Source organism: Arthrobacter pasteuri, assembly GCF_054510955.1.
On sequence record NZ_JBTNDO010000001.1, the window covers coordinates 1,869,693 to 1,895,216 of the forward strand.

26 protein-coding genes are annotated in these 25,524 nt (G+C 62.5%); 16 read left to right on the top strand and 10 right to left on the bottom strand.

Translation table 11 applies throughout. From position 1 onward, the window contains the following. Positions 1-46: 46 nt before the first annotated feature. Together ACX80H_RS08850 and ACX80H_RS08855 are read right to left on the bottom strand one after the other, a co-directional pair. Complete coding sequence (locus ACX80H_RS08850; RefSeq protein WP_459312609.1) at positions 47-604, bottom strand: flavin reductase family protein; 558 nt, start codon at positions 602-604, stop codon at positions 47-49. A 164-nt stretch (positions 605-768) separates the two neighbouring features. Next, the gene (locus ACX80H_RS08855; protein ID WP_459312611.1) at positions 769-2,163 is read right to left on the bottom strand and encodes a DHA2 family efflux MFS transporter permease subunit; all 1,395 of its coding nucleotides are present in this window, start codon (positions 2,161-2,163) and stop codon (positions 769-771) included. 320 nt (positions 2,164-2,483) lie between these two features. On the opposite strand from ACX80H_RS08855, the gene ACX80H_RS08860 reads away from it, so the two are divergent. The 6 genes from ACX80H_RS08860 (at position 2,484) to ACX80H_RS08885 (ending at position 8,362) form a co-directional block, all read left to right on the top strand. Continuing rightward, positions 2,484-3,068 (top strand): TetR/AcrR family transcriptional regulator, encoded by a 585-nt coding sequence (locus ACX80H_RS08860; protein WP_459312613.1) that lies wholly within the window; start codon positions 2,484-2,486, stop codon positions 3,066-3,068. A 185-nt stretch (positions 3,069-3,253) separates the two neighbouring features. Continuing rightward, a complete protein-coding gene (locus ACX80H_RS08865; RefSeq protein WP_459312614.1) occupies positions 3,254-4,039 on the top strand; it encodes an SDR family oxidoreductase in 786 nt (261 codons plus the stop codon). 154 nt (positions 4,040-4,193) lie between these two features. Beyond that, positions 4,194-5,537 (top strand): NtaA/DmoA family FMN-dependent monooxygenase, encoded by a 1,344-nt coding sequence (locus tag ACX80H_RS08870; protein WP_459312616.1) that lies wholly within the window; start codon positions 4,194-4,196, stop codon positions 5,535-5,537. Between the two features lie 169 nt (positions 5,538-5,706). Further along, a complete protein-coding gene (locus ACX80H_RS08875; RefSeq protein ID WP_459312618.1) occupies positions 5,707-6,129 on the top strand; it encodes an organic hydroperoxide resistance protein in 423 nt (140 codons plus the stop codon). A 61-nt stretch (positions 6,130-6,190) separates the two neighbouring features. Next, positions 6,191-7,204 carry a ketopantoate reductase family protein gene (locus ACX80H_RS08880; RefSeq protein WP_459312619.1) on the top strand — a complete coding sequence of 338 codons (1,014 nt, stop codon included), beginning with the start codon at positions 6,191-6,193 and terminating at the stop codon, positions 7,202-7,204. A 654-nt stretch (positions 7,205-7,858) separates the two neighbouring features. Then, positions 7,859-8,362 carry a hypothetical protein gene (locus ACX80H_RS08885; RefSeq protein ID WP_459312621.1) on the top strand — a complete coding sequence of 168 codons (504 nt, stop codon included), beginning with the start codon at positions 7,859-7,861 and terminating at the stop codon, positions 8,360-8,362. Between the two features lie 463 nt (positions 8,363-8,825). Here the strand turns inward: ACX80H_RS08885 and ACX80H_RS08890 are convergent, their stop codons facing one another. After that, a complete protein-coding gene (locus ACX80H_RS08890) occupies positions 8,826-9,092 on the bottom strand; it encodes a YlcI/YnfO family protein (RefSeq protein ID WP_459312622.1) in 267 nt (88 codons plus the stop codon). Between the two features lie 260 nt (positions 9,093-9,352). Between ACX80H_RS08890 and ACX80H_RS08895 the strand changes: the two genes are divergently transcribed. Beyond that, positions 9,353-10,522 (top strand): IS30 family transposase, encoded by a 1,170-nt coding sequence (locus ACX80H_RS08895; protein WP_459313394.1) that lies wholly within the window; start codon positions 9,353-9,355, stop codon positions 10,520-10,522. Between the two features lie 81 nt (positions 10,523-10,603). Here ACX80H_RS08895 and ACX80H_RS08900 read toward each other — a convergent pair whose 3' ends face one another. Continuing rightward, positions 10,604-11,323 (bottom strand): VIT1/CCC1 transporter family protein, encoded by a 720-nt coding sequence (locus ACX80H_RS08900; protein ID WP_459312623.1) that lies wholly within the window; start codon positions 11,321-11,323, stop codon positions 10,604-10,606. A gap of 269 nt (positions 11,324-11,592) precedes the next feature. Here ACX80H_RS08900 and ACX80H_RS08905 point away from each other — a divergent pair, with 269 nt between their 5' ends. Together ACX80H_RS08905 and ACX80H_RS08910 are read left to right on the top strand one after the other, a co-directional pair. Beyond that, positions 11,593-12,945 carry an AI-2E family transporter gene (locus tag ACX80H_RS08905; RefSeq protein ID WP_459312625.1) on the top strand — a complete coding sequence of 451 codons (1,353 nt, stop codon included), beginning with the start codon at positions 11,593-11,595 and terminating at the stop codon, positions 12,943-12,945. A gap of 195 nt (positions 12,946-13,140) precedes the next feature. Then, complete coding sequence (locus tag ACX80H_RS08910) at positions 13,141-14,457, top strand: DUF2254 domain-containing protein (RefSeq protein WP_459312626.1); 1,317 nt, start codon at positions 13,141-13,143, stop codon at positions 14,455-14,457. Between the two features lie 73 nt (positions 14,458-14,530). Here the strand turns inward: ACX80H_RS08910 and ACX80H_RS08915 are convergent, their stop codons facing one another. Together ACX80H_RS08915 and ACX80H_RS08920 are read right to left on the bottom strand one after the other, a co-directional pair. Further along, positions 14,531-15,307 carry a hypothetical protein gene (locus ACX80H_RS08915; protein WP_459312628.1) on the bottom strand — a complete coding sequence of 259 codons (777 nt, stop codon included), beginning with the start codon at positions 15,305-15,307 and terminating at the stop codon, positions 14,531-14,533. Between the two features lie 57 nt (positions 15,308-15,364). Continuing rightward, positions 15,365-15,892 (bottom strand): DUF421 domain-containing protein, encoded by a 528-nt coding sequence (locus tag ACX80H_RS08920; protein WP_459313395.1) that lies wholly within the window; start codon positions 15,890-15,892, stop codon positions 15,365-15,367. A gap of 555 nt (positions 15,893-16,447) precedes the next feature. Here ACX80H_RS08920 and nhaA point away from each other — a divergent pair. The 3 genes from nhaA to ACX80H_RS08935 all read left to right on the top strand — a co-directional run bounded on the left by nhaA (position 16,448) and on the right by ACX80H_RS08935 (position 18,801). Next, the gene (nhaA, locus tag ACX80H_RS08925; RefSeq protein ID WP_459312630.1) at positions 16,448-17,797 is read left to right on the top strand and encodes a Na+/H+ antiporter NhaA; all 1,350 of its coding nucleotides are present in this window, start codon (positions 16,448-16,450) and stop codon (positions 17,795-17,797) included. A 294-nt stretch (positions 17,798-18,091) separates the two neighbouring features. Further along, complete coding sequence (locus ACX80H_RS08930; RefSeq protein ID WP_459312632.1) at positions 18,092-18,454, top strand: YidH family protein; 363 nt, start codon at positions 18,092-18,094, stop codon at positions 18,452-18,454. Beyond that, the gene (locus ACX80H_RS08935; RefSeq protein WP_459312634.1) at positions 18,451-18,801 is read left to right on the top strand and encodes a DUF202 domain-containing protein; all 351 of its coding nucleotides are present in this window, start codon (positions 18,451-18,453) and stop codon (positions 18,799-18,801) included. Before ACX80H_RS08930 ends, ACX80H_RS08935 begins: the two co-directional genes overlap by 4 nt. A gap of 283 nt (positions 18,802-19,084) precedes the next feature. On the opposite strand, the gene ACX80H_RS08940 is transcribed toward ACX80H_RS08935, so the two are convergent. Both ACX80H_RS08940 and ACX80H_RS08945 read right to left on the bottom strand, forming a co-directional pair. Beyond that, a complete protein-coding gene (locus tag ACX80H_RS08940) occupies positions 19,085-19,795 on the bottom strand; it encodes an ANTAR domain-containing protein (RefSeq protein WP_459312636.1) in 711 nt (236 codons plus the stop codon). A 64-nt stretch (positions 19,796-19,859) separates the two neighbouring features. Continuing rightward, positions 19,860-20,630: a GAF and ANTAR domain-containing protein gene (locus ACX80H_RS08945; protein ID WP_459312637.1), complete on the bottom strand. Its 771-nt coding sequence runs from the start codon at positions 20,628-20,630 to the stop codon at positions 19,860-19,862. Between the two features lie 547 nt (positions 20,631-21,177). Here ACX80H_RS08945 and ACX80H_RS08950 point away from each other — a divergent pair. After that, complete coding sequence (locus tag ACX80H_RS08950) at positions 21,178-21,768, top strand: response regulator transcription factor (protein WP_459312639.1); 591 nt, start codon at positions 21,178-21,180, stop codon at positions 21,766-21,768. Here ACX80H_RS08950 and ACX80H_RS08955 read toward each other — a convergent pair. Further along, positions 21,711-22,106: a hypothetical protein gene (locus ACX80H_RS08955; RefSeq protein ID WP_459313420.1), complete on the bottom strand. Its 396-nt coding sequence runs from the start codon at positions 22,104-22,106 to the stop codon at positions 21,711-21,713. The genes ACX80H_RS08950 and ACX80H_RS08955 overlap by 58 nt on opposite strands. Before the next feature lie 153 nt (positions 22,107-22,259). Here ACX80H_RS08955 and ACX80H_RS08960 point away from each other — a divergent pair, with 153 nt between their 5' ends. The 3 genes from ACX80H_RS08960 to ACX80H_RS08970 all read left to right on the top strand — a co-directional run bounded on the left by ACX80H_RS08960 (position 22,260) and on the right by ACX80H_RS08970 (position 23,784). Next, positions 22,260-22,748 carry an ANTAR domain-containing protein gene (locus ACX80H_RS08960; protein WP_459312641.1) on the top strand — a complete coding sequence of 163 codons (489 nt, stop codon included), beginning with the start codon at positions 22,260-22,262 and terminating at the stop codon, positions 22,746-22,748. 110 nt (positions 22,749-22,858) lie between these two features. Continuing rightward, the gene (locus ACX80H_RS08965; protein WP_459312642.1) at positions 22,859-23,530 is read left to right on the top strand and encodes a GAF domain-containing protein; all 672 of its coding nucleotides are present in this window, start codon (positions 22,859-22,861) and stop codon (positions 23,528-23,530) included. After that, complete coding sequence (locus ACX80H_RS08970) at positions 23,530-23,784, top strand: hypothetical protein (RefSeq protein WP_459312644.1); 255 nt, start codon at positions 23,530-23,532, stop codon at positions 23,782-23,784. Before ACX80H_RS08965 ends, ACX80H_RS08970 begins: the two co-directional genes overlap by 1 nt. 744 nt (positions 23,785-24,528) lie before the next feature. Here the strand turns inward: ACX80H_RS08970 and ACX80H_RS08975 are convergent. Then, positions 24,529-25,458: a diacylglycerol/lipid kinase family protein gene (locus tag ACX80H_RS08975; RefSeq protein WP_459312646.1), complete on the bottom strand. Its 930-nt coding sequence runs from the start codon at positions 25,456-25,458 to the stop codon at positions 24,529-24,531. Between the last annotated feature and the right edge of the window lie 66 nt (positions 25,459-25,524).

The window sequence follows — 25,524 nt, forward strand, 5'->3', positions numbered from 1 at the left end:
ACTTCCGTGACGTGACGTGACGCTGAGACTGATCTCAGGGCTGGAGTTATGCGGCGAGTTGGCGAAGTCGGCTGCCATGAAAGACCAAAGGGCTGGTGTTGGTATCCCGGTGCAGACCGTGGACTCGTAGGAGGGCCAGAGCGTGATCGCCGGCGTCGACTTCGGTTTCCAGGCTGACCTCGAAGGTTGCTGAGGATCCGGTGAGCAGTACGGCCCCGTCTTCGGTTTGGTACCAATCGATGTCGGTGAATCGTTCGATTGCGGGGCGGGAGAGCATCTTGACCTTGTCGGCGTGGTTGGTGCTGAGGATGCTGATGCCCCATCGTGTGGTGTTGCGAATAGCCGGCCAGGTCGTAGATGTGAGGGCGACGTTGACCGACACGAGTGGCGGATCCAGGGACACGGAGGTGAACGAGTTTGCCAGTAGGCCCACGGGACGTCCATCGACGATCGCCGCGACGAGACTGATGCCGGTCGGGAAGGCGCCTGTCACATGCCGCATCGCCTGAGCGGTCGGCTCATCCATGACGTCTTCCCGCACCATGTGCCCGATTACGTCTACGCCGTTCGCGTGAACTGTCGAATCGTTCGTTGAGTTGTGCATCGTCATCCTTACTCATGTACGGAGGTGATCTCCGCGTCCAGTTCTGTCTGTTACTGCCCTGTGCCGCTTCAAGCCGTGGAACGGGGCACGTGGGCCGGGCTTTCGGTCAGCGGAGCAGGCAGTTGCGCCAGCACCGGTGGTGGTGGCTATGTCAGCACTCTTGATTAGTGCCCTGCGGGGAGGTCTGTCGGGACTGTTCCTGCGCGGCGAGGAAGCAGGATCGCGCCGACGGCTGAGGCGAGAGTCAGGATCAGTGCGGCGATGAACGCGGCCCGCATGCCTTCCAGTGACGCACCGGCATCTTCATTCTGGGCGCCGGTGAACAAGGTCAGGACGGTGATGAGGACGGCGATGCCTGCGGCCCCGCCGAGTTGCTGAAGGGTGTTCAGGGCGGCGCTGCCGTGAGGGTAGAGGTGGCGTGGCAGGGAACCCATGGCGAGGGTGAACAACGGCGTCCACATGAACGCAAGCCCGATGCTGATCAGCAGGTGCAGGGCCAGGAGGATGCCGATGGCCGTGTCCGGGGTGACGGTACTCAGCAGCGCCCAGCCGACAGCGGCCATGACAGCGCCGGAGACTACGAGGAGGCGGGGTCCGACGCGCTCATACACGCGGCCGACGGATGCTGCGGTAATTGCGATCGCGGCCCCTCCGGGGATGAGGAGCAGCCCGGTTTCGAGTGCGCCGAGTCCGAGGACGTTCTGCAGGACGAGGGGGAACACAACGTTGAGGCCGAAGGCGGTCATCACCATGGCTAGGAAGATGGCGGTGGAGAGGCTGAAGTCGCGGTGCGCGAACACGCGCATGTCCAGCATGGCCGCGTCCCGGCGCTGCAGGCGCCACTGCCGGGCGACGAACGCGGCCGTTCCCAGCACGCCGGTAACCAGTGCTGCTCCGGCGATCAGCAGTGAGGTGCCTCCGTGGGACTCACCGATCGTGGAGAGCCCGTAGAGCAGGGCGCCGAAGCCGATCGCGGCGAGAACGAGGGAGAGGAGGTCGATCCTGACCGCCGTCGTGGGGTCGAGGTTGCGGATCTTCCAGCCGCCCAGGACCAGGGCGAGGACCGCCAGTGGCAGGACCAGCAGGAAGATCCAGCGCCAGCTCAGCTGCGCCACGACGATGCCGGAGATGGCGGGGCTGATCGCGCCGGCGACGGCCGGGACAGCGGTGGTGATCGCCATCAATTGGCCCCGTCTACCCTCGGGCGCCAGGCGGATCGCGGTGGTCGTGAGCATCGGCAGCAGGACCGCCGTTCCGATGGCCTGGACGATACGGCCGATGAGCAGGAGCTCGAAACCCGGTGCCACCGCCGCGATGACCGTTCCGAGGGTGAACAGCCCCATGGTCGCGAGGAACAGTGGCCGCAAGCTGAAACGCTGCATCAGGAAACCCGAGGAGGGAATGATCACGGCCATCGTCAGCGCGTAGGCGGTAGTGAGCCATTGCCCGACACTGGCAGTTACCTGCAACTCGTCCATGACCTGCGGCAACGCCACACCCATCGCGAGTTCGCTCAGGATCATCACGAAGGCACTCAATGACAGAACAGTGATGACCACGACCTCATCAGGGCTCAGGCGATCCCGCACCTGTGAGGGTACTGGTGCGGGTGTGGGAGGCCCCGCCACAGCGGTGTCCAGGTGTTGACTCATGCCGGATCCGGCCCTTCTCGTAATACAAACCCGATACGGAGCCACACTCCGCTTCCCCGGTGAGGCTACGGGCCGGGGCGTGTCCTCGTCAAGGAGACTGTCTCCGTTTCGTCATATGAGCTTCCTGTCGAGCGTCATGTAGAACGCCGTGCAGTGGTGGGGTGTTGCTGTTTTGCGGCTTCCTATGGAGAGGAGGTAGTCTCCGTTTCGTCGACGAAGGAGCTGACATGACTACAGGGACAAGTGCCCCTCGAATGCGTGCCGACAAGAAACGCAATCGATCGCACATCCTCGAGGTGGCCCAGGAGTTCTTCTCCGAGGAAGGCGTTTCGGGGTCGCTGGACACGATCGCGAAGCGGGCTGGTGTGGGTGCGGGGACGTTGTACCGGCACTTCCCGACGCGCGAGGCTCTGATCGCGGCGCTTCTTCAGGCCCGGTACGACGAGCTCTTCGACCGCCGCGACGTGATCGAACGCGACGAGCCGGACACTGGCCGCGCCCTGGAGCAGTGGCTGGAAGCGCTCTATGACTACTCGACCGCTTTCGATGGACTGCCCGAGCCGCTGCGTGTTGCGTTGTTCGAGGAGTCCTCTCCGCTGGCGACGACGTGCGAGAACTTCATCACGGCCACTGAGGGGTTCCTCGTCGCAGCTCAACGCGAGCACCGCGCCCAGGAGTGGGTCCGGGGCCGTGACCTGTTCCTCGGAGTGCTGGCCACGGCATGGGTCAGTGGTGCCGTTCTCGCCGATGACTCCTCAGCAATCGTGCTGCAGGCCGTCCACAAGTCCGGCTGGATGATCCCCGCCACCTAGCGGACACTTCAGCCAGCCGGGGTGATCGAGAACGCCGAGCCGGGTTGGTCGTTGCCCGAGTGGCTCTGGCGCCGTTCGTGGAGACACCTGGTTCAGCAGCTTTTGAGTTCTGTGTGCAGCAACTGCATGCCCACATGTCGACAGCCAGACCCTCATAACCAGACCTCACGTACAGGAGAAACATCATGATCAGGACGACGGTGATCACCGGCGCGGCGTCGGGGATCGGCAAGGCAACCGCCGAACGGCTACGCGCGGAGGGGCAGACGGTGATCGGCGTGGATCTCCGGGACGCCGACATCACCGCTGACCTCAGTACCGCCGAGGGACGCGCAATACTCGTCGAGCAGGTCACTAACCTGAGCGGTGGTCGGGTCGACGCCGTGATCGCCGTCGCCGGTCTCGTCGCCCCGGACCCGATCACGGTCAGCGTGAACTACTTCGCCGCCAGGGCCGCGGTCGAGGGACTCCGTCACCTGCTGGTCCGCTCCGAGGCTCCCCGCGCCGTCGTGGTGTCCTCGATCGCCGCCATCCAGGAGACCGACGACGCACTCTTCGAACGCCTGATGGCCGATGACGAACCCGGAGCGCTCCGGGAGGCCGAGCGGATCGGTACGACGGTCAACGCGTCCGGCGGTAGTTTCATCTACACGACCTCGAAATACGCCATCGCCCGGTGGGTCCGCGCCCAGGCCCCGACCCCTGAGTGGGCCGGGGCTGGCATCGCGCTGAACGCCGTCGCCCCCGGCGTCATCGCGACACCAATGACCGCCCCGGTCCTGGCCACGGCCGAAGGCCGCGCGATCCTCGACGCAGGAGCCCCCTCACCGCTGAACGGACCTGCCGCGCCGCCGGAGGCGCCGGCAGCACTGCTGGTCTGGCTGGCCAGTGCCGAGAACACCCACGTGACCGGGCAGGTCATCTTCCTCGACGGCGGAGCCGAAAGCATCCACCGCCCCGAAACCATCTAACCGAACCGACCGAGCACGCCCTTCGCCCTACCAGCACGAGGTCTGCCGCACCGTGAGTGATCATCACCTTGCAAAGCGGAGGGTGTCTCCGTATTCTCGTTATTAAGAGACCCTCTGCTTTTGGGGTCAGTTGTTGGCGAGAAGAAGGACGGCCATGGAGAAAAATCCGATGTTGCTCGGAACGGTTTTGGGGACGACGTATGGCGCTCACCCGGGTGCGTGGCGGATGCCGTGGGCTGACCCCGACGCCTATACCGACGTTGAGACCCACGTGCGCACCGCCAAGATCGCCGAGCGGGGCGGGCTGGACTACCTCTTCTACCCGGACCGGGTCTTCATCTGGGGAGACCTGGAGTCGGGGCCTCCCATCGTGTCGATCGACCCGGTGATGCTGATGGGCGCCATGGCATACGCCACGAAGAAGGTCGGCCTGGTCCCTTCGATGTCGACGTCGTTCAACGAGCCCTACGGCATCGCACGCCAGCTCCGGGCACTGGACGTGATGAGCCACGGCCGCGCCGGATGGAACCTCATCCCCAGCTACGAACCGGAAGCCTTCGCCAACTACGGCCGCCCCGTGCCCTCGAAAGAGGAAAAATACGGGCGGCTGCACGAGGTCATCCAGATCACCCAGGCACTCTGGGCGAGCTGGGGGAGGGAGGCCGGCGCCCCGGACAAGGTCACCGGGCGATTCGCTGACACGTCCCACATCCAGCCGATCAACCTCCACGGTCGTCAGGTCGGATCCCGTGGACCACTGCAGATCCCGCCGTCGGAGCAGGGCCAGCCGGTCATCTTCATGCCGTTCGCCAGCGGCGCCGGCATCCAGGCCGCAGGCATGTACGCCAACGGCATCATCGGTAACCCCTACTCCATGGCTGACGCCCGCTCCCAGCGGGACATCATCCGGTCCGTGACCGAGAACACCGGGCGGAACCCGGACGAGGCGAAGTATCTCTCCTTTGTCGGCTTCGGGCTCGGCGCAACACAGCAGGAAGCCGTCGAGCGGCGCATGGCACTGGAAGACGCCGCCGGCATCGAGTCGCGCATCAGCCAGCTTTCCAGGATGCTCGGTCTGCGCCTGGATTCGGCCGACAGGGACAAGCCACTGACGGTTACTCAGGTCCAGGGACTACACGCACGTTCCGGAAATCAGCAGGAAACCCTCGCGCACCGACTCGCGAGCCAGGGCCGAACCCCACGGGAGATCCTCGGCCACGGAGTCCTCGACCCGAATCCAGGAGTCGTCGGAACTGCCGAGCAGGTCGCGGACATGTTCCAGGAATGGTGGGACGCAGGCGTCACCGACGGCTTCACAATCGTCATCGACGATGTCCACGACGGGTTCGACGACTTCGTCGACCACGTCATCCCGATCCTGCGCCGTCGTGGCCTTCGGCCCGACGACTACCAGGGCTCTACCCTGCGCGACCACCTCGGCCTCCCCGAACAGCTCGGACCCGACCCCCGCCTCGCCGACGGCGACACAACCTCCTGATTAATGACGCCGGTCAAGCGATGAATTCCAGGGCAGGCTCACGGCTGCGCCCTCCGCGGGTGATCCTCGACCGGCTCGTGTCATCATGCGTACCCCTGGCGCACCCCCAACCGGACTCACCCCGCCGGACTCGTTTACCGGACTCACCCATCTTTTGAAAGGTCCCGCTATGGACATCATCTACACCGCTGAAGCACTCGCTACCGGCGCCGGCCGCAACGGCCACGTCACGACCACCACCGGAACACTCGACATGGACCTGGCAACCCCGAAGGAAATGGGCGGCGCCGGCGGCGGAGCGAACCCTGAAGAACTGTTCGCCGCCGGATACGCCGCATGCTTCCACTCCGCACTCCAAATGGTCGCCCGAACCCAGAAAGTGAAGATAGACCACAGCTCTGTCGGAAGCCGTGTCCACATCGGACCCGATGCGCAGGGCGGCTTCGTGCTCGCCGTCGACCTCGAAGTCGTCATCCCCGACCTGGACCACGACCACGCACAGTCACTCGCGGACGCAGCACACCAGGTATGCCCCTACTCCAACGCCACCCGCGGCAACATCACCGTCACCATCAACGTCAGCGACGACTGATCCCCCGGGTTGACGTCCTTCATCAGAGCCTCCGACCCACCCGACACGAAGGACCACGATCATGACTGACTCCATCCCCTCCATCGGTATCGTGGGAGCCGGATCCGTCGGCGTCAACGCCGCCTATGACCTCATCCGCGCCCGCATCAAGGTCACCTTCCTCGTCCGCCCGCACCGCCAGGAACAGCTCTCCCGCCCGCAGGTCATGTATTCCTACGATGACAACACCCTCGACCAGTTCTCCGGCTACGACGTCATCACCGACCCCGCCGCCCTGTCCGGCCAGCGGCTGGATGTCCTCATCGTCACCCTCGACAACGCCTCCCTGCAGACCGAGGCGGGCTTGACCTTGACCAAGGAGATCGGACGGGCGTTCCACGGCACGAAGACGGGTGTCGTCCTCAACGCCGTCGGCATCGAAGTCATTTCCTGGTTCCTCTCCCAGTCCGGTCTGTCCGAGGAACAGGTCACTATGGGTAACACCAACGCCCTGGTCCACGAGGTCGGTGCCGCGAACCTCCCCGCGGACCCGAGCGTCGACGCGGACCTGCTCGCCCAGGCGGACTACGCCGTCAAGCACCTCGGTCCGGAACGGTTCCTCATCGACGACAGCTCCCCGAACTTCGCCAAGACCTTCGCCGCCCTCTACACCGCCAATGGCATCCCCGTGAAGATTGAGTCCGGAGCCGAATCGGCGATCGGGTTCTCCATGCTCGCCCCGACCCTCGCCTGGGGGCTCCTCAACTGGCGATCCCCCGACGAGATCGACCCGACAGACGAGACGTGGCAGCTGGGCGCGAACAGCATGCGCGAGATCCAGCAACTGAACGTCTTCGGCGCCGCGGGTAAAGCCGCCGCTGCGCAGACCACTCCTGAGGGCGTCCTGCAGATGTTCCGGCACATGGCCCAGCAATCCAGGCCGCTCGACTTCGCCGACTTCACCGCCTACCACCATGGTGGCAAGGTGAACCGCCAGGATCTCGATTTCATCGACGACGCCCGCCAGCGCGCAGAAGCAGAAGGCCAGGACGCCACCGCCCTGCGCGAACTCGCCCGCCGTTTCCAGAACAAGTAATCAGCCTGCGATGATTACGCGGGCTCCAGGGACTGCTCGGGTTGCAGGCGGACTCGGTACCCCTCGTGGAGTTCGAGGCTTTGCAAGAGTCGCCCGAGGATCAGTCGTGAGAACAGCCTCAGGTCAAGTGTCCAAGAGCCAATCGATGCGAGTTGGCGTCCGTCAACGACCGCTTAGGGATGTTCATGAGGAACTGAGCAAGCGGCCATGTAGTGCTGTCAGAATCGCGCCATTTACCGCTGCGATTCACGGTGGATCGGCAGCGTCGGCGGTTGATGTAGCAAATACGTTCGTGTTTGGCACTCTGATCCGGGGCTCTGAGACGTCCGGTATCGACGAAGCCTGTCTCACTTAGGGCACCATCACCGGGCGTTTTCCCGGGTGGGCTCTTACGAGAATCGACGACGTCGATATCCATATGGACGGTCTCTCTTCGCTTATGCCAGCGAAAGGTGTCCCAGCGAAAGACCGGCCTGCGGGCACGCTGGGTTGCAGAGTATGCGGTCGTCAGGGGGATGTAACTTGCCCCGAATGGACTCGTCACAGTTACACGTCTGCTGTGTCTCTTGACCCGGCGATAGCCGAGGCGCAGGCTCTATTCACGGAGCGCCTATCTAATCGACGCCTCGCCCCACCTCTCAGGAAGGCGCTCTCATGTCCCCTCTACGTTTCCTCACACCACTGGCGATTGCGGCGACGCTCCTCGTCTCAGCTAACAGTGCGTCAGCAGCTGCGCCCGAACGCTTGGGCCCCTTCGAAGACTTTGGAACCTTTGAAATCGACTGCGGATCATTCAAAGCTTCGGGCTTCGGCGACATATCGACCCGCTTCACCCGTTTCACGGACTCTGAGGGCAATATCACCAAGATCCAGCAGTTCGTCTCCGCGCCAGCCGACACCTGGGTCAATCTGAGCACGCAGAAGACCATTGTGATCAGGGGCCGCTTCATTCAGACGTGGGACGCGGCGACAGGAGACCTGACCATTGTGGGATTTCGCTATCTTGTGAATGAGCGGGGTGAAGGCGTGACGATTCAAGAGGTTGGGCGGATCGTATACACCGACCGGACCGAGCAGGAAGTGATCAGCATGGCTGGCCAGCATGAGCTGTACAGGGCGGAACTGATCGACCCAGCTATCTGCTCCGCCCTACAATAATCCGCTGAGAGATCCCTTACCGCGCCCTCCACCGCGCGGATAGCCCGCGCTTACGGTCGGCCCTGCTCGATGAGTCGGCGGGCGTTGGCGATCCGGCTGTCGCTGAAGATCGGTCGCCTACTCCCTAGGTCTATGCCTGCGTCCCGGCATTTGGTGCTGGAGTCGTTGACGCGTTGGCGTTTGATCTCGAGTTTCAACTGCGCCAGCGCTGCCCCGGAGACCCATCCTCAGCGGGCGGAGCTGCTACTGGAGGGAACCGTCTCACCAAGCCCGAGGAAAAGGGCTTCAATTGCTTGCCGCCCTATGCCACCCGGAGCGATCATCAACAGGATTAGGAGGGCCGTGACGCACACGATGGCGATGAAAACCCACTGCACCTTCGTCATGAGTCATGCTCCCACAAAGGTGCGAGCCCATCCGGCCTACGCGCATAGCGATCTGCTATCGGGCAGCGCGTCCTGGTTCAGGTGCTGGAGCCCGGTTCATCCATGAGATGCATCATCAACTGTTCGAAGTCGCGATCGAATCCGGCCTGCTCGTAACGGGTCGTCCTCTGGTTCCAGTGATCTTTTTCGAGCTGCGGCAGGAACGCAGTCAGTGCGAGGCGAATGTAGAGGCCGCGACTGCGGCCGGTGTGCTCGGCCAGGGCGTCGATCCGTTTGATGTCCGGTGGAAGTCGCACGGAGACGACCTGCCCGGATGGGTGCGGATGCTGTCTGCTGGTCGCCACGTGGGCCTCCCTTTGCCGGTAGTGAACAAGGTTTTCAACTGACCACCGACGTTCAGAAGAACGGTCACCTCGCCTCATGCCCGAGGGGCACAACGTTAAGGTCGCCGAGTGGGAACGAGGCCGGCCAGATTCTGCAAGGGCGAAGCACTCCCCCACGAACTAAGCCTTCCTAAGCGTCGTAAAACTCACTGGTGCACAAACGGTGGTGGTCTCAACCGGTCAACGCACCGGTCGCAACCGATGATGGGCAGGTGGTTGAGGTGGTACGTGAGCATGAGTTCAGTTCGGAGCAGCAGGACCAGTTTTGGAAGCAGTGGCGGCAGCGAGACTCGCTCCGAACTATTGCTAGGGATCTGGGGACGAACCAACAGAGGGTGCGGAACTTCCTGTTGCGGTCTGGTGGGATCCGTTGTCCGGCGCCGAAACGTAGCAATCATCACCTGTCGACGGCTGACCGGGAAGAAGTTTCCCGTGGCATCGCCGCGGGCCATTCGGCGACAGTCATAGCTGAGCGGCTGGGTCGTGCACCGTCGACGGTCTCGAGGGAGATTCGTCGCAATGGTGGGCGCGAGCACTACCGCGCAGTGAAAGCGGATCAGAGAGCCGCTTCTTCGGCTAGGCGGCCGAAGCCGCAGCGCCTGGACGTGAACCTGATGCTGCTCATCGTGGTGGCGTTCAAGCTGGGACAGGACTGGTCGCCGGAGCAGATCTCGCAGTGGTCACGTCGCACCTACCCGGAGGACACGTCGATGCGGTTGTCGCACGAAGCGATCTACCGCTCCATCTACATTGCGAAGCGTAAAGCCCTCGCCCGGTGCTTGGGACAACCGGCGCGTCACTTGCGCTCAGGAAGGACCATGCGTGTCCCGCGGCCTGCGAGGGTCAGCAAGCGCGGACGGCTGAAGAACATGGTGTCCATCCATTCCCGGCCGGCTCACATTGAGGAACGGACCCAGGTCGGCCATTGGGAAGGGGATCTCGTGATGGGTTCCCGTCCCTCGGCTATTGCGACCCTCGTTGACCGGAGAACTCGGTACGTCCGCCTGGTGCACCTAACGGATGGAATCAAGGCCGACGTTATTAGGGCCGCGCTGACGGCGAACTTCCGTGAACTGCCTGCCGAGCAACGCCTATCCCTGACGTGGGATCGAGGACGCGAATTAGCTGAGCACCAGGAGCTCACCGCCGACCTCGGTCTACCCGTTTACTTCTGCGACAAACGCAGTCCCTGGCAGCGCGGCACCAACGAGAATACGAACCGGCTGTTGCGCCAGTACCTGCCGAAGAAAGACGATCTACGCCGGCTCACCCAGCAGGACCTCGATGATGTCGCCGAAAAGATCAACACCCGACCGCGGAAAGTCCTCGACTGGGAAACGTCATCGAGCGCATTTAAACGCTCCACGAGCCCCATCGCTGCAGTCCCGTAAGAGGGTCCACCTGTGGGTGACCTACTACCCCTCCTCCGCGATGGTGCTGCCTCAGGACAGGGCAGGTGGAGTCTCCCGTTGTCAGGCGATGCCTGTTGCGCCGAGGAGGTTTCCTACGAGGTAGGTGAAGGCCATGGCCAGTGCCCCACCCAGGACGAGGCGAAGGACGGCCCTGCGTCGGGAACTGCCGCCGGCGTGGCCGCTGAGGGCGCCGGTGATGGCCAGGGCAATGAGGACGGCGATGAAGGTGGCGAGGATCCTGATGCCGGCGGGGAAGAGCAGGATCGAGAGCAGCGGCAGGACAGCTCCTGCGGCGAAGGCGGCCGCGGATGCGAGGGCGGCGTGCCAGGGGTTGGCGACTTCGGATTCGTCGATATTGAGTTCGACGGAGAGGTGGGCTGCGAGGGCGTCATGTGCGGTGAGTTCGTCTGCGACCTGCCGTGCGGTCTCCGGAGACAAGCCTTTTTCCTCGTACAGGCCGGCGAGTTCCGCGAGTTCGCCTGCGGGGTCGTCGGCGAGTTCCTGGCGTTCCTTGGCGATGAGCGCTTCCTGGCTGTCGCGTTGGCTGCTGACTGATACGTATTCGCCCAGTGCCATCGACACGGATCCGCCGACGACGGCAGCTATGCCGGCGACCAGGATCGGCGTGAGGGTGTTCGTCACTCCTGCCACGCCGATGACGGTGGCGGCGGTCGATACGATGCCGTCGTTGGCGCCGAGAACGGCGGCCCGCAACCAGTTCAGTCGTGCGGCGATTCCGGTGTCATGCGGCTCGATGCGCGTCTGCTGGGCGTCGGTCATGGCGAGCAGTCAACCACCTCGGCAGCGTCCGTACCACGCAAGTGCCGGCGGCCGCCCTGCTGGTCATTCGCCTGTGAGCGGGTCGAGCCCGAAAGGTGGAGCTCAAAGCCCGGTCCCCTGTGGGTGAGCTGATACTTCGTTTAGGTACGCGCTAGCGTCGGGCTCAGGCCTCTTCCCTACGCTTGCCCTCTGAGCTGATTGTTCGACCCTTGGATGTCGGCTCCATCTCGGCTCCATACTTCGACCGGTTCACTGAAAGGCCACTGCTGATGAGTTCATCCGTTTCGCTTCGAGCTGTTTCATCGGGACCGCAGGCGCAGGGCCACTGGGCGGGACCCTTAGGGCGAGCCGCCCAGACAGCTGCCCAGGTGCTACTTCTGCTGACACTGTTCACCGTGGTCATTTACGCCCTGATCCAGGTGCGCCTGGTAGTGATCCCGCTATTGCTCGCATTGATTCTTGCCTCGGCAATCGGACCGTTCGTTTCTTGGTTGCGACGTAGGGGCTGGTCAAGCACTCTGGCCACAGGATTGTCCTTCGTAGTGCTGCTCGCCCTCATTGGCGGGCTACTCGCAGGTGTCGTGTTCGCTGTCATTGGTCAGACCGACACTCTCATCAACAGCGCGGTGCAGGGAGTGGATCAACTCATCAATCTTGTACAGGATGGACCCGTTCCTGTTAATGACGAGCAGCTTCAAGCTGCCCGTGACGCCGCAGTGGACTTCGCTACCAGCAGTACCGCCGGCACGACGGCACTAGCCGGGCTCAGTGCGGCCACGAACTTCCTCACCGGGACGCTCCTGATGGTGGTCATCCTGTTCTTCTTCCTCAAGGACGGGGAGAAGATTTGGGCATTCATCTTGCGGGCTTTTAGAGATACCCGCCTGGTCAAGGCCCGCAAGGTAGGAGACCAGAGTGTCGCGGTCCTTGGCGGGTACGTGCGCGGGACGGCGATCGTCGCAGCTGTTGATGCGTTCTTCATCGGTTTGGCTCTGGTCGTCCTCGGTGTTCCCCTGGCCCTGCCATTGGCTGCGATCGTGTTCATCGGAGCGTTCATTCCGCTGGTTGGCGCGACACTTGCCGGAGCTCTTGCAACGGTCATCGCCTTGGTCACCAATGGCCCCGTGACGGCACTGATCGTCCTAGGCGTCGTCGTCCTCGTCAATCAACTCGAAGGTAACTTCCTGCAACCCGTCGTCATGGGGCACACCCTCAGTGTCCACCCGCTGGTGATCCTCGTTGCCCTTACTGCGGGCACAGTCCTCGCTGGCATCATCGGCGCGATCCTCTCTGTCCCGCTCACAGCTGTCGCTTGGGCCGGGATTAAAGCGTGGAACGCGGAACGGGATGAAGACATAACCGACCAACAAATCATCCAGGCCGAGACCTACACCCTTATGGATGAACAAGGTCACGGGCCCAGCAACACCCCCAACGTGCCCGACAGCACACGCGCAACGAACAGCACGGACGATCCGGGGGGTGCAGGGCAGTACGAAAGCGAACATGACGAAGTGCTCGCCCACCCCGTCGAACTAAAAGATAGAACCCCTGTCGCCTCACGAGAGGAGGCCTTGCACAATGAAGATCCCGACACTGGAACCACTACGGATCAAACCTGAGTAAGACGATGATTGCTTCAGATCAGTTGATACGAAAACGCTGCAGCATTCCACGCGATGTAGGACCTTCGGGAAGCTGCTGATGAATGATGTTCAAGATTGGGTGGTGCAGCAACCGGTCAGGACGGTGGTAGGCAAGGTATTGCGGGGCCGCCATAAGAAGGATGGGAAGGAGGACGGGTTGAGGTGAGTCGTATGGATGGGCAGTCTGTTCGGGAGTCCCTCCGAGCCCAGTTGTGGCCGATCCCTCTGGTTGCTGTTGTCATGGCACTTATCCTGGGGCAGGTTCTTCCATTTGTGGATGATCAACTCGATGACAGCATGCCAGCGACGGTGTCGGGTCTTCTCTTCGGTGGGGGGCCTGAGGCGGCGCGGTCGTTGCTGGAGACGATCGCGAGTTCGACGATCACAGTGACGTCGCTGACGTTCTCCCTGACGGTCGTGACCCTTCAGCTGGCCAGCAGCCAGTTCTCCCCGCGCCTGCTCCGCACCTTCACCCGTGACCGGTTCGTCCACAACACGCTCGCACTGTTCCTCGGGACGTTCGTCTTTTCCCTGACCGTGCTGAGGAGCATCCGGGTGGAGAGCAGTGCCGGCGCGAGCTTCGTCCCGGAAATCGCCGTCACCACGGCGTTTCTCCTCACGATCACCAGTGTCGTCGGCCTCGTCCTGTTCCTGGCCCACCTGGCACGGCAGATCCGGGTGGAAACCATGCTGCGCGATGTACACCGCGAGACGGAAGACACCCTGGAACGAATCTACCCCGAGCAGGGCTCTGGAAGGAATGAGGTTGTTCTTCCCCGCACGGGAGGTATACCGCTGGGGGCTCCCCGTTCGGGATTCCTCACCCGGATCGATGAAGAAGCGCTCATCGCCAGTGCTACCCGGCAGGCGGTGTTCGTCTGCGTCGACGTCGCTCCTGGTGCCTCGCTGGTGGAGGGCATCCCGGTTGCACGGGTGTGGAGTACGAATGGGGCGCCGCTCGATGGTGAACGGCGGGCGGAAGTAGCCGAGGAGGTGCTTGGGGCGTTCAGGACCGGGTTCGAGCGCACCTCGAGCCAGGATCCGTCCTTCGGTCTGCAGCAGCTCCTCGACGTCACTGACAAGGCACTGTCTCCCGGGGTGAACGACCCCACCACCGCCGTCCATGCTCTCAGTCACATCTCCGCGATCCTCTGCTCCCTGGTTGACCGATCAACTGGACCACGCCTACTCGCAGACGGTAAAGGGACCGCAAGAGCCCAGATGACGCTCCCAACATTTACCGGGCTCCTCGAACTCGTCATCGATCAACTCATCACCTACGCGTTCACCGACCCGCGGACAGCCGGCCGGACCATCGACATGCTCGCCGAGATCACCATCAGCGCAACCCACGCCGCCTCATTGAAGGACCTGACCGCTCCGTTAGAGCTACAGATACGACGAGTCGGGACGGCGATCAGTGGATCAGCCTTGGATTCGGTGATCCAACAGAACCTCACAGAGAAGCTCGCCGGTATCGAGCTGTAGGAATGATCTGCCGCCACTAACGGTGGAACCGCTCCAAAAGCCGCTATGTGGCTCTCGCCCGGGGTGCCCGCAGTTACCGGTGCTCAGGAGCTTCGTGTGGGCTGGGTGGACCTGATGGACCTGGTGGACCTGATGGACCTGGTGGACCTGGTGGAGGTGGGGACGGGTCGGTTCCACGCAGGAAGAAAGCCCCGAGGGATCCGGCGAGGGTGGCGAACACCGCTACCGAATAGACAGCGAGGATCACCTGCAAGATGCGGGCGAAGGGCGTCGTCGGGGTGAGCCCGCTACCGGTGATCGTTGCCATCGCGGATTCGAAAAGGGCATCTGCGTAGGATCCGTGCGTGCCGGTGGCGTACAGCAGCTGGCTTGAGGCGAGGATGACCACCGCGGTCACGGCTGCCAGCCACCCGATGCGGCTCGACAGGAGCCGCCCGGCCGACCGCGAGCCGCGTACGCCTGCGGAGATGATGCCGCCGAAGCGTGCGAAGCGGGCCACACGGACGAAACGCAACGCCTGCAGCGCGCGGAAGAAACGCAGGAACGGCACCAGGAGGAAGATGACCTGCCACCAGTTCTTCTTCCAGAAGGTTCCACTGAACCCGGCGATATAGGCCCGCAGCAGGAACTCCGCGACGAACACCGTCCAGAACACCCACCCCACCACGGTGAAGAAGAGGATCATGCCGGTGCTGGTGGCCAGGATCTGCCCGAGCACCACGAACAGGAAGATGACACCCAGGATGCCCATCGGCTTGTCCAGGCGGGCTGCCACGGCCTCCGCGCGCCGCAAGCCCGCGTCCTGCACCGGCTCGTTCATCGGCTCCATCTGTCCCGATTCATCAGTCATGATTCATCAGGAGTGGTCCATCGATAGTCGTCTACAAGCACAGGTCGATCGACCCACTCATCGATGCTCATTGGCGGGGTAGCCGGTGATGCCGTTCATGGCCGTTCCGCTGCCGAGCTTGCTGGTGGGGATGACACTGAGTTTCCCGTTGGTTTCGAGCACGACGGCAGCGACCAAGGACAGATCTCCCGTTCCCGTGCTGCGCACTGCCTGCAGGACTTCTGACTCGGTAAGCCGATTACGGCGGAGCTCATCGTGCTGCAGTTGCCCATCTACAACGAGGGCGGTGGGGCTGGCAGTAATCGTGTTCCGCGCACGGGGCCAGCGCGCAGAAACCCACGCGACGATGAACTGCAGTCCCGCTAAAAGTGCGAGGGCGGTAAGGCCCTCGGCGTAGGCGACGTCGGAGCTGAGCAGGATCGTCGCCAGGGTTGAGCCGAGCGCCACTGTGACAATGAAGTCAAAAGCGTTGAGCTGGCTGAGCGTTCTCTTACCGGAAAGCCGGAGCACTACCATCAGGGTCGCGTAGGACACCGCCCCGACAATGAGGACCCGAATAATGTCGGCCCAGGAGTCAAACCACATCACCAACACCCCCAGTTCTGCTCATGATGATGGCTGTGGGTGCAGTACTTGAGTGACAGGCGTCGAGGATGATGCTGGTATTGCTCATCGTTTCTCCATCAACACAACTCGGGAAGACCCTTCAAAGGCTGCTTCCGACACTACGCTGCAGTGCTTCGCCCGTACGACCGTCAAGCTTCCGTCTTTGAATCGACCATTCAAGGAAAAGCACTGCATCCATGCCCCGGAGATGAAGATCGTCGGCCGCCAGGAAGGGCGTCGCCGATGATGGGTGAACCTTTTGGCAAAGAGGTCGGCGCAAACCACTGATGACCGAAGACCACCGTCGTCTTTCGTGCTTCGAGAACACTCGGGTCTCGTGGCACGGTTGCGCAGGGCCATCAACGATCAAGACCTGGCTGAACCCGTGGAGGTCTTGCGTCGCTCTTTCAAGCAAGTTCCAGGCGAGCAATCCCGACTCCTGGGGCGGATGCCGATGCGTAGAGTGGAATCTGGCGAGCCTGGACACCTGGTCGGCATGATCGAGCAGCGGCCCCGAACCCAAGAGGAGTCCTCATGGCCAAAGAAACACCGGATCACGAACCATCACTCAAGTCCGGACTTTTGGGTCGTGGCACCTACCCGGAAGCCCTGCGTATCGGAGAGATCCTGCGCAAGGAGACCGTGGGCGGGATCCTGCTCGTCATCGCCGCGGCTGCAGCGATCGTCTGGGCGAACTCGCCCGCGTCCGAGAGCTACTTCGCCCTGCGGGACTTCCGCATCGGCTACGAGCCATGGCACCTGGAGCTCAGCCTCGGCGCATGGGCGGCCGACGGTCTGCTCGCCGTCTTCTTCTTCCTCGTCGGTCTGGAACTCAAACGCGAGTTCGTCGCCGGGGACCTGCGTAGCTTCTCCAAGGCGATCGTGCCCGTCGCGGCGGCTTTCGGGGGCGTCGCGGTGCCGGCGATCATCTACGCGGTGATCAACCTGTCCAGCCCGGAGACCCTGCAGGGCTGGGCGACACCGACAGCGACGGACATCGCCTTCGCCGTCGCCGTGCTGGCCATCGTCGGATCCCACCTTCCCAGCGCGCTGCGGATCTTCCTGCTCACCCTCGCCGTGGTCGACGACCTGCTGGCCATCACCATCATCGCGGTGTTCTACTCGGACGATCTGCATCTCACCCCGCTGCTGCTGGCCCTGATCCCGCTGGCACTGTTCACCGTCCTCGCACAGGTGTACCGGCGCTTCTTCGGACTCAAACCCGCCGCCGCCTGGTTCATCCTGCTCCCGCTCGGCTTCGCCACCTGGGCGCTCGTGCACGCCGGCGGTATCCATGCGACGGTCGCGGGCGTCCTGCTCGGTTTCGCCGTCCCGGTCATCCGCAGCCAGGCGAGCGGTGGACCCGGTGCGGGTCCCGGACTGTCCGAGGTCTTCGAGCACCGCTTCCGTCCCCTTTCCGCAGGCTTCGCGGTCCCGGTCTTCGCGTTCTTCTCCGCCGGAGTCGCAATCGGCGGGTGGACCGGCTTCCTGTCGGCTCTGTCCGATCCCGTCAGCTTGGGTATCATCGCCGGACTCGTGCTGGGCAAGCCCATCGGGATCGTGGGGACCACCTGGCTGCTGACCCGGCTCACCCGGGTCAACCTCGATGCGTCCCTGAAGTGGGTGGACCTGACCGGGGTGGCCCTGCTCGCCGGCATCGGCTTCACCGTGTCCCTGCTCATCGCGGATCTCAGCTTCGGCGACGGCGGGACCGCCAACGACCACGCCAAGGTCGGCATCCTCACTGCGTCCCTGACCGCGGCCCTCCTGGCCGCGATCGTCCTGCGCAGCCGGAACAAGCACTACCGGGTCCTCGAAGCCGAAGAAAAGGTCGACGCCGACAACGACGGCACCCCCGACGCCTATCAGCACCCCTCCCTCTGACACTCGGGTCAATCGGCGTCAGTAAGAGGATCACCTACTGCTCATGGGTTGGCACAGTCGGGCGAGCGAACACCTACAACTCTCTCTTGGTCCCTCACGGGTGATTGCCTCTCTCACCGGATGGCCTTCCCCTGCTGCAGGGGTGGCATGACGAGGTGACTGCCGACAGCCCGCCGTGCCGCATCCTTGACCTATCAACCAGTGCGAGGAATTCAGTGCCTTGGGCGGTATCGTTCGTCGTCCCGCCCCGGTCGTAGGATCAGAGTTGGATCCGGCAGGTTGGGAGACATTTGTATGGCTGATCAGCGCTTCCCGCGCAAGCTCTTCAGTGTTGGCGAGGACCCGGACCCCCGATTCACGCTGGCTAATGAGCGGACTTTCCTCGCGTGGATCCGCACAGCTCTGGCCCTGATCGCTGGAGGGGTGGCTCTTGAAGTCTTCGGGCTCGGCCTTCACTCCGGGTTCCGCCTGTCAGCGTCCTTCCTACTGCTTACTGCCGGGGTACTTGCTCCGGTGCAGGCGTGGTTCGGCTGGTTGGGCACCGAGCGGGCGTTACGCCATCAACGCTCCTTACCCAGCTCAATCACCGGATTCATCATCGCCGTCCTGATCTGTACTGCTGGAGTGTGCGTCATCATCGGGATAGTAGTGGGATGAGTGCGAACTCAGACCCGGAGCTCGTCGATGCCGGGGTGCAGCCGGAGCGAACGGCCCTAGCCTGGAGGCGAACTGCGCTATCGATTGCACTTGGCTCGCTAGTGGCCTTCCGACTGCTCCCGGAACTACTTGGCAATCCCTTGTGGGCAGGCATCGGTCTGCTGGGGATTCTCGGGGCAACCCTGGTCTGGATTACGTCCGAGCGCCGCTATCGAGCCTATAACCGTGACCAACCGGCAAAGCCCCATACGCCGTTCGGGGCATGGCCGTTAGTTGCCCTTGCCGCTTGCACCGTTCTACTAGGCCTCGGCGCACTCACCCTCGCCATCAGTCTCGTCTCTGCGTAGGGACAAAATAGCAGACCACTGATTGAGACCATCTGCTCGGCTACCCGAGGGTGCTTAGTACACGCGTCCGCGAACGACCGCTCTTGAAACACATAGAAATTCGGGCGCACAGGGCGGCGCGTCGTATCTCATGGCTCCTATTCGAGAGCTACGGACTGCAGCCTCTGTTTACGGCACGATGTCGTGTGTAACTTCAACCACCTCTGGTGCCCGAGTGTCCAGAAAACCTAAAGGTTTTCGAGGAATCCCCTGGAAGGCAACCATGGTGATTCAAGCCAGTGTTCTACAGGACGAGCGTCCGATTGATGACCTGCTGTGCAGTGTCGTTGAGGGTTTGGCGGGTTGATCGGGCGTGGGTACGCAGACGGTCGAAAGCTTCCGCCATGGTGAGAGTTGATGTTTGGGCGATGACGCCTTTTGCTTGCTCGATCATGACCCGGCTGTTCAGTGCTCGCTGTAGCTGGTCGTTGACGATTTGGGACTCCCGGATCGTGCGTTCTTGCAGGAGGCTGATCGTTGCAACGGAGGCCAGGGCTTGGGCGATGACGGCATCTTCCTGCTCGAGCTCTCCTGCGGTGGTGCCGAAGAGTCCCATGGCACCGATAATTCGGTCATGGATGCGTAAGGGGACGACGTGGACGGAGGCAAAACCCTGCCGGAGGCAGGCTTGGCGGAAGGCCGGCCATTTATCCAGTAGCGTGACGTCCGCGATGCTGACGACGACACCGGAGTGATAGCACTCAATGCAAGGTCCTTCACCGGCCTGCAATTGCAGCATTTCGACGAGTTCCGCTTCCTCACTGGTAGATGCAACGACTTGCAGGTCCCCCTGCGGGCTGGCCAGAAGAAGACCGACCTGATCGACTTGCAGGAGGTCAACGCATTCCTCGGCGAGGGTGTGGAAGAGATCCAGGACGTCGTAGTCGGCGACGAGCGTGTCAGCGAGTCTGACGAACGCGGTGCTGACTTTCTCGGGTCGTGTTCGGGTCACCATTGTTCTGCCCTCCGGCACCGCTTCGTATCGGCGCCCTGGTGGCGGGGATCAAGAAGTACTTCCACTAGTGTTCCTCACCACCGACCTGATCCGACACCGCATCAGACTCATACTCCGGTACATGTTCTGACTTAGCACCTGTACCTGTTGAGGAATCACGCCTGGTATCGCTGTCGGCATCGCGCCTCTCCGTGAACGTGACGGTACGGCTGATCACTGCCTGTGCTGCTTCTTCGAGGGTTTGGTTGTGGGAAAATGCGTGTGCGCGCAGTAGCATGAGCGCGTCAGCGGCGGGAACGTCCGCTTGCACGAGGATCATTCCGGTCGCCTGGTGGATTTCCCGCCGGGTCAGTGATTCAGATCCGTGCGCCGCTTCGGTCAATGGGTTATTAATGTCGCTGAGGATCGAGCGCAGCAGTATCCACGCTGTTCTCCCGGCCAAGAGTTGCGCGTGTGCGAAGACAGGATCACTGAGTGGGCCAGGATCTGTGCGGTAGAGCTCCACGACACCGATATCAATGGCCCCGACCCTCAATGGCAGGACGAACACGGCAGCCGCTCCCGCGTCAGTAAGCGCAGTACCCAGTGCGGGCCAGGTCAGGTAAGCGGTGCGAGTGTCAGGGACGGTGATCGGGACACGGGTTCGGGCGGCGTCCCACCGCGGACCTTCTCCTACGGAGAACTGAGCTTCATCCAAAGCAAGGGCACAGTCGTCGGTCGCCGTGATCCGGGTCTCATTGCCGGTTCCCACGAAAATCGAGACCGCAGCTCCTGTCACAGGCAGCTCTCTCAAAAACATTCCGCACAGGTCATCGACAGCGTCACCGACGTTCATCGTGCACACCTGCACGAGGAGGTGGACGGAAGGGCTGGAGTATCACTGCCGGCCGGTAAATATGCGGCTTCAGGTTCCGATCTGCCCTGAAGGCGGGGATGGGCGACAGTGGATTTGCTGTTCATGGTCGGTCTCGGATCGCTGGTTTTGGCCCTACGGCCGCAGGCACTGATCGTTCTGAAAGCCTTTCAACAACCCGCCGGTGATTCCTGAATGCCACAAAGTACTGATACCACCATAGCTCGCGCTCCTCCACGAAGACCCTCCTGATGATCACCCATTCCCCGTCACCGAGATCACGTGCCTGACCGCACCACGGCGACGACCTCCCCAGTAGCAACACACAGAGCAGCACTACGGGGAAATGCCACCGTGGAGATGAGCTAGTTCGCTCCAAGCGGTAGCTCCTGTGGTGGTGAAGCAATGCGGGAGCGGTGATGGCGTCGAAATTCGACTTGATTGACGGGAGGAATGGTTTAGCGCAGTGTTGTACATAGCACCCCGGACCCTGGTGGCATCTCTTTTTCTGCCGCCAAGGAGTCTCACCGTGTTACCTGCACTGAATCCCATACTCCCGCTGGTTGATTCCCGCCGGAGAACTGCCGAGTATTCGGGGTGCCCCAGCCCAAAGCCGGGCACTGACGCGGAGCCGGCGGATATCCCGCGCGTACTGACGGACCGCCAGGAGTCGATCGCGGCGATGATTGCTCACGGGCTGACATGTCAGGACATCGCCGAAGCGTTGCACGTTCCGCTGCGCACTATTGAGGGACATGCCGACCGCGTCCTCGAAACCCTCGGCCTTAGTCGCCTGGAAGATCTCACCGATGACGCGATTGGTCGTTACCGTAGGTCCACCGCGGGTGTGCATTATGGTGAACTAGCCCACCCCCACCTGGTCGCTGATCCTCCTGATCAGCCGGCATCGCCTGCCTGTCTTGCTTCACAGGACCCTCCTCCACCTTCTGCGCAACACAGTGCGAACGATGACCCGCACAACACCTCAGGGCTCGGCCCTGACCAAGCAGCACCACCCGTGACCAAGCAAGCGTTCGCGTATACCGCCCTTGACGCTCCCCTTCAAACGTCAGGGCGGACCTTAGGGCGGATTTCAGAGACAGCTCGGTCCGGGCGATGAGCACGCGTCCTGCCGGCAATCAAACTTTCCTCGATCCTGCAGGTGCATTGCACCGCCTTGTCCTGCAACACCACGACCTCACTGATTTCGGTGAAGCGCTGGCACTCCTTGCCCATGATCATCTGTCCCAGCACACCAGGTCCGATACAGGCACAAACACAACCGCGAGCCCAGGTATAGGCGGGCTCGTGGGGTGCATGGTGTATGTCCGGCCTGTAAGGGGAAGCGATCTCGTTGCAGCGAGCACCCCGGACGTTTTGGTTCTGGCCCGCCAGCATGCCGGGAGACTCGTGGATCAATGCACTTTCACGGAAAGCAGGGCTGGGATCGGCGTCCATATCACCAAGGACCGGCGGGGCTCAGCGGATGTCCGCGGGGTAACCCACCACAGCACAGTCAACTCGTGCTCCGACACCCTAAGCCCCATCAACGTGAGCCCTGCCAATGACGGCCCTGCCAATAGGCGCCCCATCCATATGGGCCCTATGGACATGAACTCTGTCGATGTGGGCTCTGCCGACAGGGGTGTTGGCGCTGAAGGCGGGCTGGATGGGTGGAACTCGTTCCGGGCAGCGGCGAGGGCCCTGCACATCGCCTCGGTCATGACGGTGGTTCTTGATCTCGAGGACGAGGGCGTTGCGGTCTTTTCCTTCTACGCGGCCGATGGTAACGCCTTCCCGGCAGAGTGTCGCCGAGTAGCTGAGGCTTTCGCCGGTGTGGCTGCACGGTCGCTGCAGCTCGTCCTCCGGTGGGGTTCGACCACGCAACGGGAAGCTAACCTGCGGGCAGCTCTGGAGTCCCGAACGGTGATCGACCTCGCGCTCGGGATGATCATGGCCCAGAACAGGTGCACCCACGAGCAGGCCATCTCGATTCTCAAACGTGCCTCCAACACGCAGAACACGCGACTGCACACCATTGCTGAACGGATTGTTCATGCCTACAACCCGGACCCGCCAACCACCCATTTCACGAACTAACCATGCAGAGGGCTCGTACCTCGCAGTAGAGATCGGTATACGTCATGGTCACGACACCGCCACCTCCGTTCGAACTGTCCACGGTCCTCGGGCGCACCAAGGGTTACCTCTTGACCGAGCAGACCGCCCACGGCGCCATCGGTGGGCTGGCGGAGGTCGCGGCAGACGTCATCGTCGCCGCATACGGGGCGGGCGTAAGCCTCATTGATGAAAACGGCCAGCGCTTGAGCGTCGGAGCGACCAGTAACGGTGTGCTCGAAGCTGATCACCTGCAGTACACGTTCGGCCAAGGACCATGCTTGACCGCGTGGGCGTCCGGGACCCCCGTCTACATCGCTGACACCCACATCGATGACCGGTGGGAGAAGTGGATGACGGCAGCAGCTAAGAACGGCATCCGATCATGCTTGAGCGTTCCCCTGCTCAAAAAACCGGTTGCGCTGGGAGCGATGAAAGTCTATTCGGACAGCCCCGACGCGTTTTCCGACCAGGACCGCAAGCTTCTGCTGAACCTCGCCCGATGCGCTGCGGCACTGCTCGGCCACATCCAGGCCAGCGACCTCCCGCAGCGCATCAGCAATGACCTGAGAATGTCCCTAGCCAGCCGTGACAGCGTCGGTATTGCTCGTGGCATCCTCATGGAACGTCACAGCATCAACAAGGAGACAGCGATGCAGCAGATCATCGATTTGGCGACCAGCACGGGCACCACCATGAACCACCAGGCCCGAATCATCAGTGAGAGCAGTGACAACAGCAACACTGACAACAGCAGCTCATGATGAGCGTGACACTTCCTCCCGAGGAGCAACGCCAGCACACCCTGCACGCCATGCAGGCAGCCGGCCTCACCGTCCAGGAACTCTGGATCCACTATTTCGCGCTCAGCGGCGACGCCGACGAGTTCGACCTTGATGCCTACCTCCACGGTGTCGCTCCCCTCCAGCAACTCGACCGGGACCTTGTCTCCCACGCCGTCAACGAACTCATCGCCCAAACGCCGCCACCTACCGCTCCCTACAGCGAAGAACTCTGATTCCGGCGCCTGAATTATCAACCGCAGGCAATGCAATAGCCGCGCTGGCAGTTGCCCTGCCGTACGGCCCTGCCGTACAGCCCTAAGTCAGGGCCGGTCAATCAGGACTAACGGCCCATCACTAGTGGCCTGCTTCTACTGATGGTGGTCTGCTGGAGAGCAGGGCTTGAGCGGTAGTCAAGCAGTCGGCTGGTGTTCCTAGCCTCGCGGGCAGGGGTGGAGCCCTCGGTGAAAAGTGGATCGATCCCTGCCTCGCCCCTCTCCCCGTTGTCGTGAAGTAAAGCCCGAGGGACCGATTCTGAAATCAAGCCGAAAGGATTGAGCGCGAAGGGTTTCGTTTGAACGAGGCGGCTAGCTTCCCGGGCCAGTACACCTAGCCCGCCGGATCTTGGACGCTGTGGTCCCCTCCAAGGAGTTGCTCGCTGTGGATGGGATCCTCGGCGACGTCACAAGGTTCGATGTGGACCCGCTGACTGGTCAGAGACCATACCATGAACGCTTCGGCTCCAGAGATGCAAGCTGGTGCCCTGCTCGGCTCGACCGTCCCAGTCCGGGCACGGGATGCCGGGACGTTCACTAATGCCCGTGAAACTTTTTGGGCGGCGTCCCGCCGGGGCAACAGCGATGCAGACGGGACCTGTGAGCTCATCGATGTGCTGCTGCTTCACCACTCCAACCCACCACCGGCTTCACCACTCCACCAGATCGTTACGAACCTCATGACGTAGAACAGCTACGTAGGTGTCAGCCGAGGATGGCCAGGGCCCGGTGGATACTGTCGATGGTGACGATGGTGTTGGCGTCGACGTCCTTGACTTCCCCGTCGATTTGGTACGGCATGGGTTTCAGGGCCGTGAATTGGTACTGCGTGTAGCTGGGCTGGTCACCCAGCCCTTTGGTTGAGGCCCGGAGTGCGGTGAGGAGGATCCGCCACTTGGCCATGTGGGGGAAGGTGACGACTTCGAACTTCCCGTCGGCGGGGTGGTCGCTGGCCTCGCTGAGGGTGGCGTATTTCGCCATTTGCGAGATGTTGGCGAAGATGAGGCTGTCGAAGGTCCGGCGTTTTCCGTCGCTTTGGCGGATTTGGAACGGTTTGAACTTGCGGAAGGTGCGTACTACGGAGAACATTTCCTTGATTGCACCTTTGCTGCCCTTTTCGAGGTCGATCGCCATGATGGGCGTCAGACCGAACCCGATGTAGGAATGCGCATACATCGGCTCGGGGTCCGGCCGGGCTTTGGACGTGGACCCGCCGTAGCGGATGCTGAGCCGCAGCAGATCGATGCGCCGGACGTGGCCCTCGATGATTGCCTCTGCCAGGGGTTGCCGTCCGGTGACACGGCTGTGGTCATTGGCGTTCCCGGCCGCCAGGACCGCCGATACGGCATCGTCCCGGCCGCTGGCCATCACCCCGTTGACGACCTCGTTGTACCCGCCGTCGCCACTGACCGAGACGACCAGGGCGTTACCTGCCGACGCTGCTTCCCGGGCGAGGTCGACTGCGTGGCCGGCATGCTCGGTAGGGGTCAATCGGATATCGGTTCCCGGGAGCCGGGGTGTGAGCTCGTCGTGGAGTTCCCGAGCTAGTGCTGGGGCGTCGCCGGTGCTGTTCGGGTTGAAGATGATCGTGATGGTGTCGAACCTGCGAGGCCATTCCGTGGATGTCGGATCCATGACTGCTCTTTCAGTAGAAGGGTCTTCTTCATACGTGCAACGTCGCGGAGGGTAACCGCGCGGCAG

Excerpts from the sequence above, each read along its gene's own strand:
- ACX80H_RS08900 (WP_459312623.1), bottom strand. The coding sequence starts at position 11,323 with ATGACCGACGCCCAGCAGACGCGCATCGAGCCGCATGACACCGGAATC.
- ACX80H_RS08940 (WP_459312636.1), bottom strand. The coding sequence starts at position 19,795 with ATGGTGACCCGAACACGACCCGAGAAAGTCAGCACCGCGTTCGTCAGA.
- ACX80H_RS08930 (WP_459312632.1), top strand. The coding sequence starts at position 18,092 with ATGGCTGATCAGCGCTTCCCGCGCAAGCTCTTCAGTGTTGGCGAGGAC.
- ACX80H_RS08920 (WP_459313395.1), bottom strand. The coding sequence starts at position 15,892 with ATGTGGTTTGACTCCTGGGCCGACATTATTCGGGTCCTCATTGTCGGG.
- ACX80H_RS08870 (WP_459312616.1), top strand. The coding sequence starts at position 4,194 with ATGGAGAAAAATCCGATGTTGCTCGGAACGGTTTTGGGGACGACGTAT.
- ACX80H_RS08960 (WP_459312641.1), top strand. The coding sequence starts at position 22,260 with ATGAACTCTGTCGATGTGGGCTCTGCCGACAGGGGTGTTGGCGCTGAA.
- nhaA (WP_459312630.1), top strand. The coding sequence starts at position 16,448 with ATGGCCAAAGAAACACCGGATCACGAACCATCACTCAAGTCCGGACTT.
- ACX80H_RS08975 (WP_459312646.1), bottom strand. The coding sequence starts at position 25,458 with ATGGATCCGACATCCACGGAATGGCCTCGCAGGTTCGACACCATCACG.
- ACX80H_RS08880 (WP_459312619.1), top strand. The coding sequence starts at position 6,191 with ATGACTGACTCCATCCCCTCCATCGGTATCGTGGGAGCCGGATCCGTC.
- ACX80H_RS08915 (WP_459312628.1), bottom strand. The coding sequence starts at position 15,307 with ATGACTGATGAATCGGGACAGATGGAGCCGATGAACGAGCCGGTGCAG.
- ACX80H_RS08935 (WP_459312634.1), top strand. The coding sequence starts at position 18,451 with ATGAGTGCGAACTCAGACCCGGAGCTCGTCGATGCCGGGGTGCAGCCG.
- ACX80H_RS08955 (WP_459313420.1), bottom strand. The coding sequence starts at position 22,106 with ATGGACGCCGATCCCAGCCCTGCTTTCCGTGAAAGTGCATTGATCCAC.
- ACX80H_RS08885 (WP_459312621.1), top strand. The coding sequence starts at position 7,859 with ATGTCCCCTCTACGTTTCCTCACACCACTGGCGATTGCGGCGACGCTC.
- ACX80H_RS08850 (WP_459312609.1), bottom strand. The coding sequence starts at position 604 with ATGCACAACTCAACGAACGATTCGACAGTTCACGCGAACGGCGTAGAC.
- ACX80H_RS08945 (WP_459312637.1), bottom strand. The coding sequence starts at position 20,630 with ATGAACGTCGGTGACGCTGTCGATGACCTGTGCGGAATGTTTTTGAGA.
- ACX80H_RS08860 (WP_459312613.1), top strand. The coding sequence starts at position 2,484 with ATGACTACAGGGACAAGTGCCCCTCGAATGCGTGCCGACAAGAAACGC.
- ACX80H_RS08905 (WP_459312625.1), top strand. The coding sequence starts at position 11,593 with ATGAGTTCATCCGTTTCGCTTCGAGCTGTTTCATCGGGACCGCAGGCG.
- ACX80H_RS08910 (WP_459312626.1), top strand. The coding sequence starts at position 13,141 with ATGGATGGGCAGTCTGTTCGGGAGTCCCTCCGAGCCCAGTTGTGGCCG.
- ACX80H_RS08865 (WP_459312614.1), top strand. The coding sequence starts at position 3,254 with ATGATCAGGACGACGGTGATCACCGGCGCGGCGTCGGGGATCGGCAAG.
- ACX80H_RS08970 (WP_459312644.1), top strand. The coding sequence starts at position 23,530 with ATGAGCGTGACACTTCCTCCCGAGGAGCAACGCCAGCACACCCTGCAC.
- ACX80H_RS08875 (WP_459312618.1), top strand. The coding sequence starts at position 5,707 with ATGGACATCATCTACACCGCTGAAGCACTCGCTACCGGCGCCGGCCGC.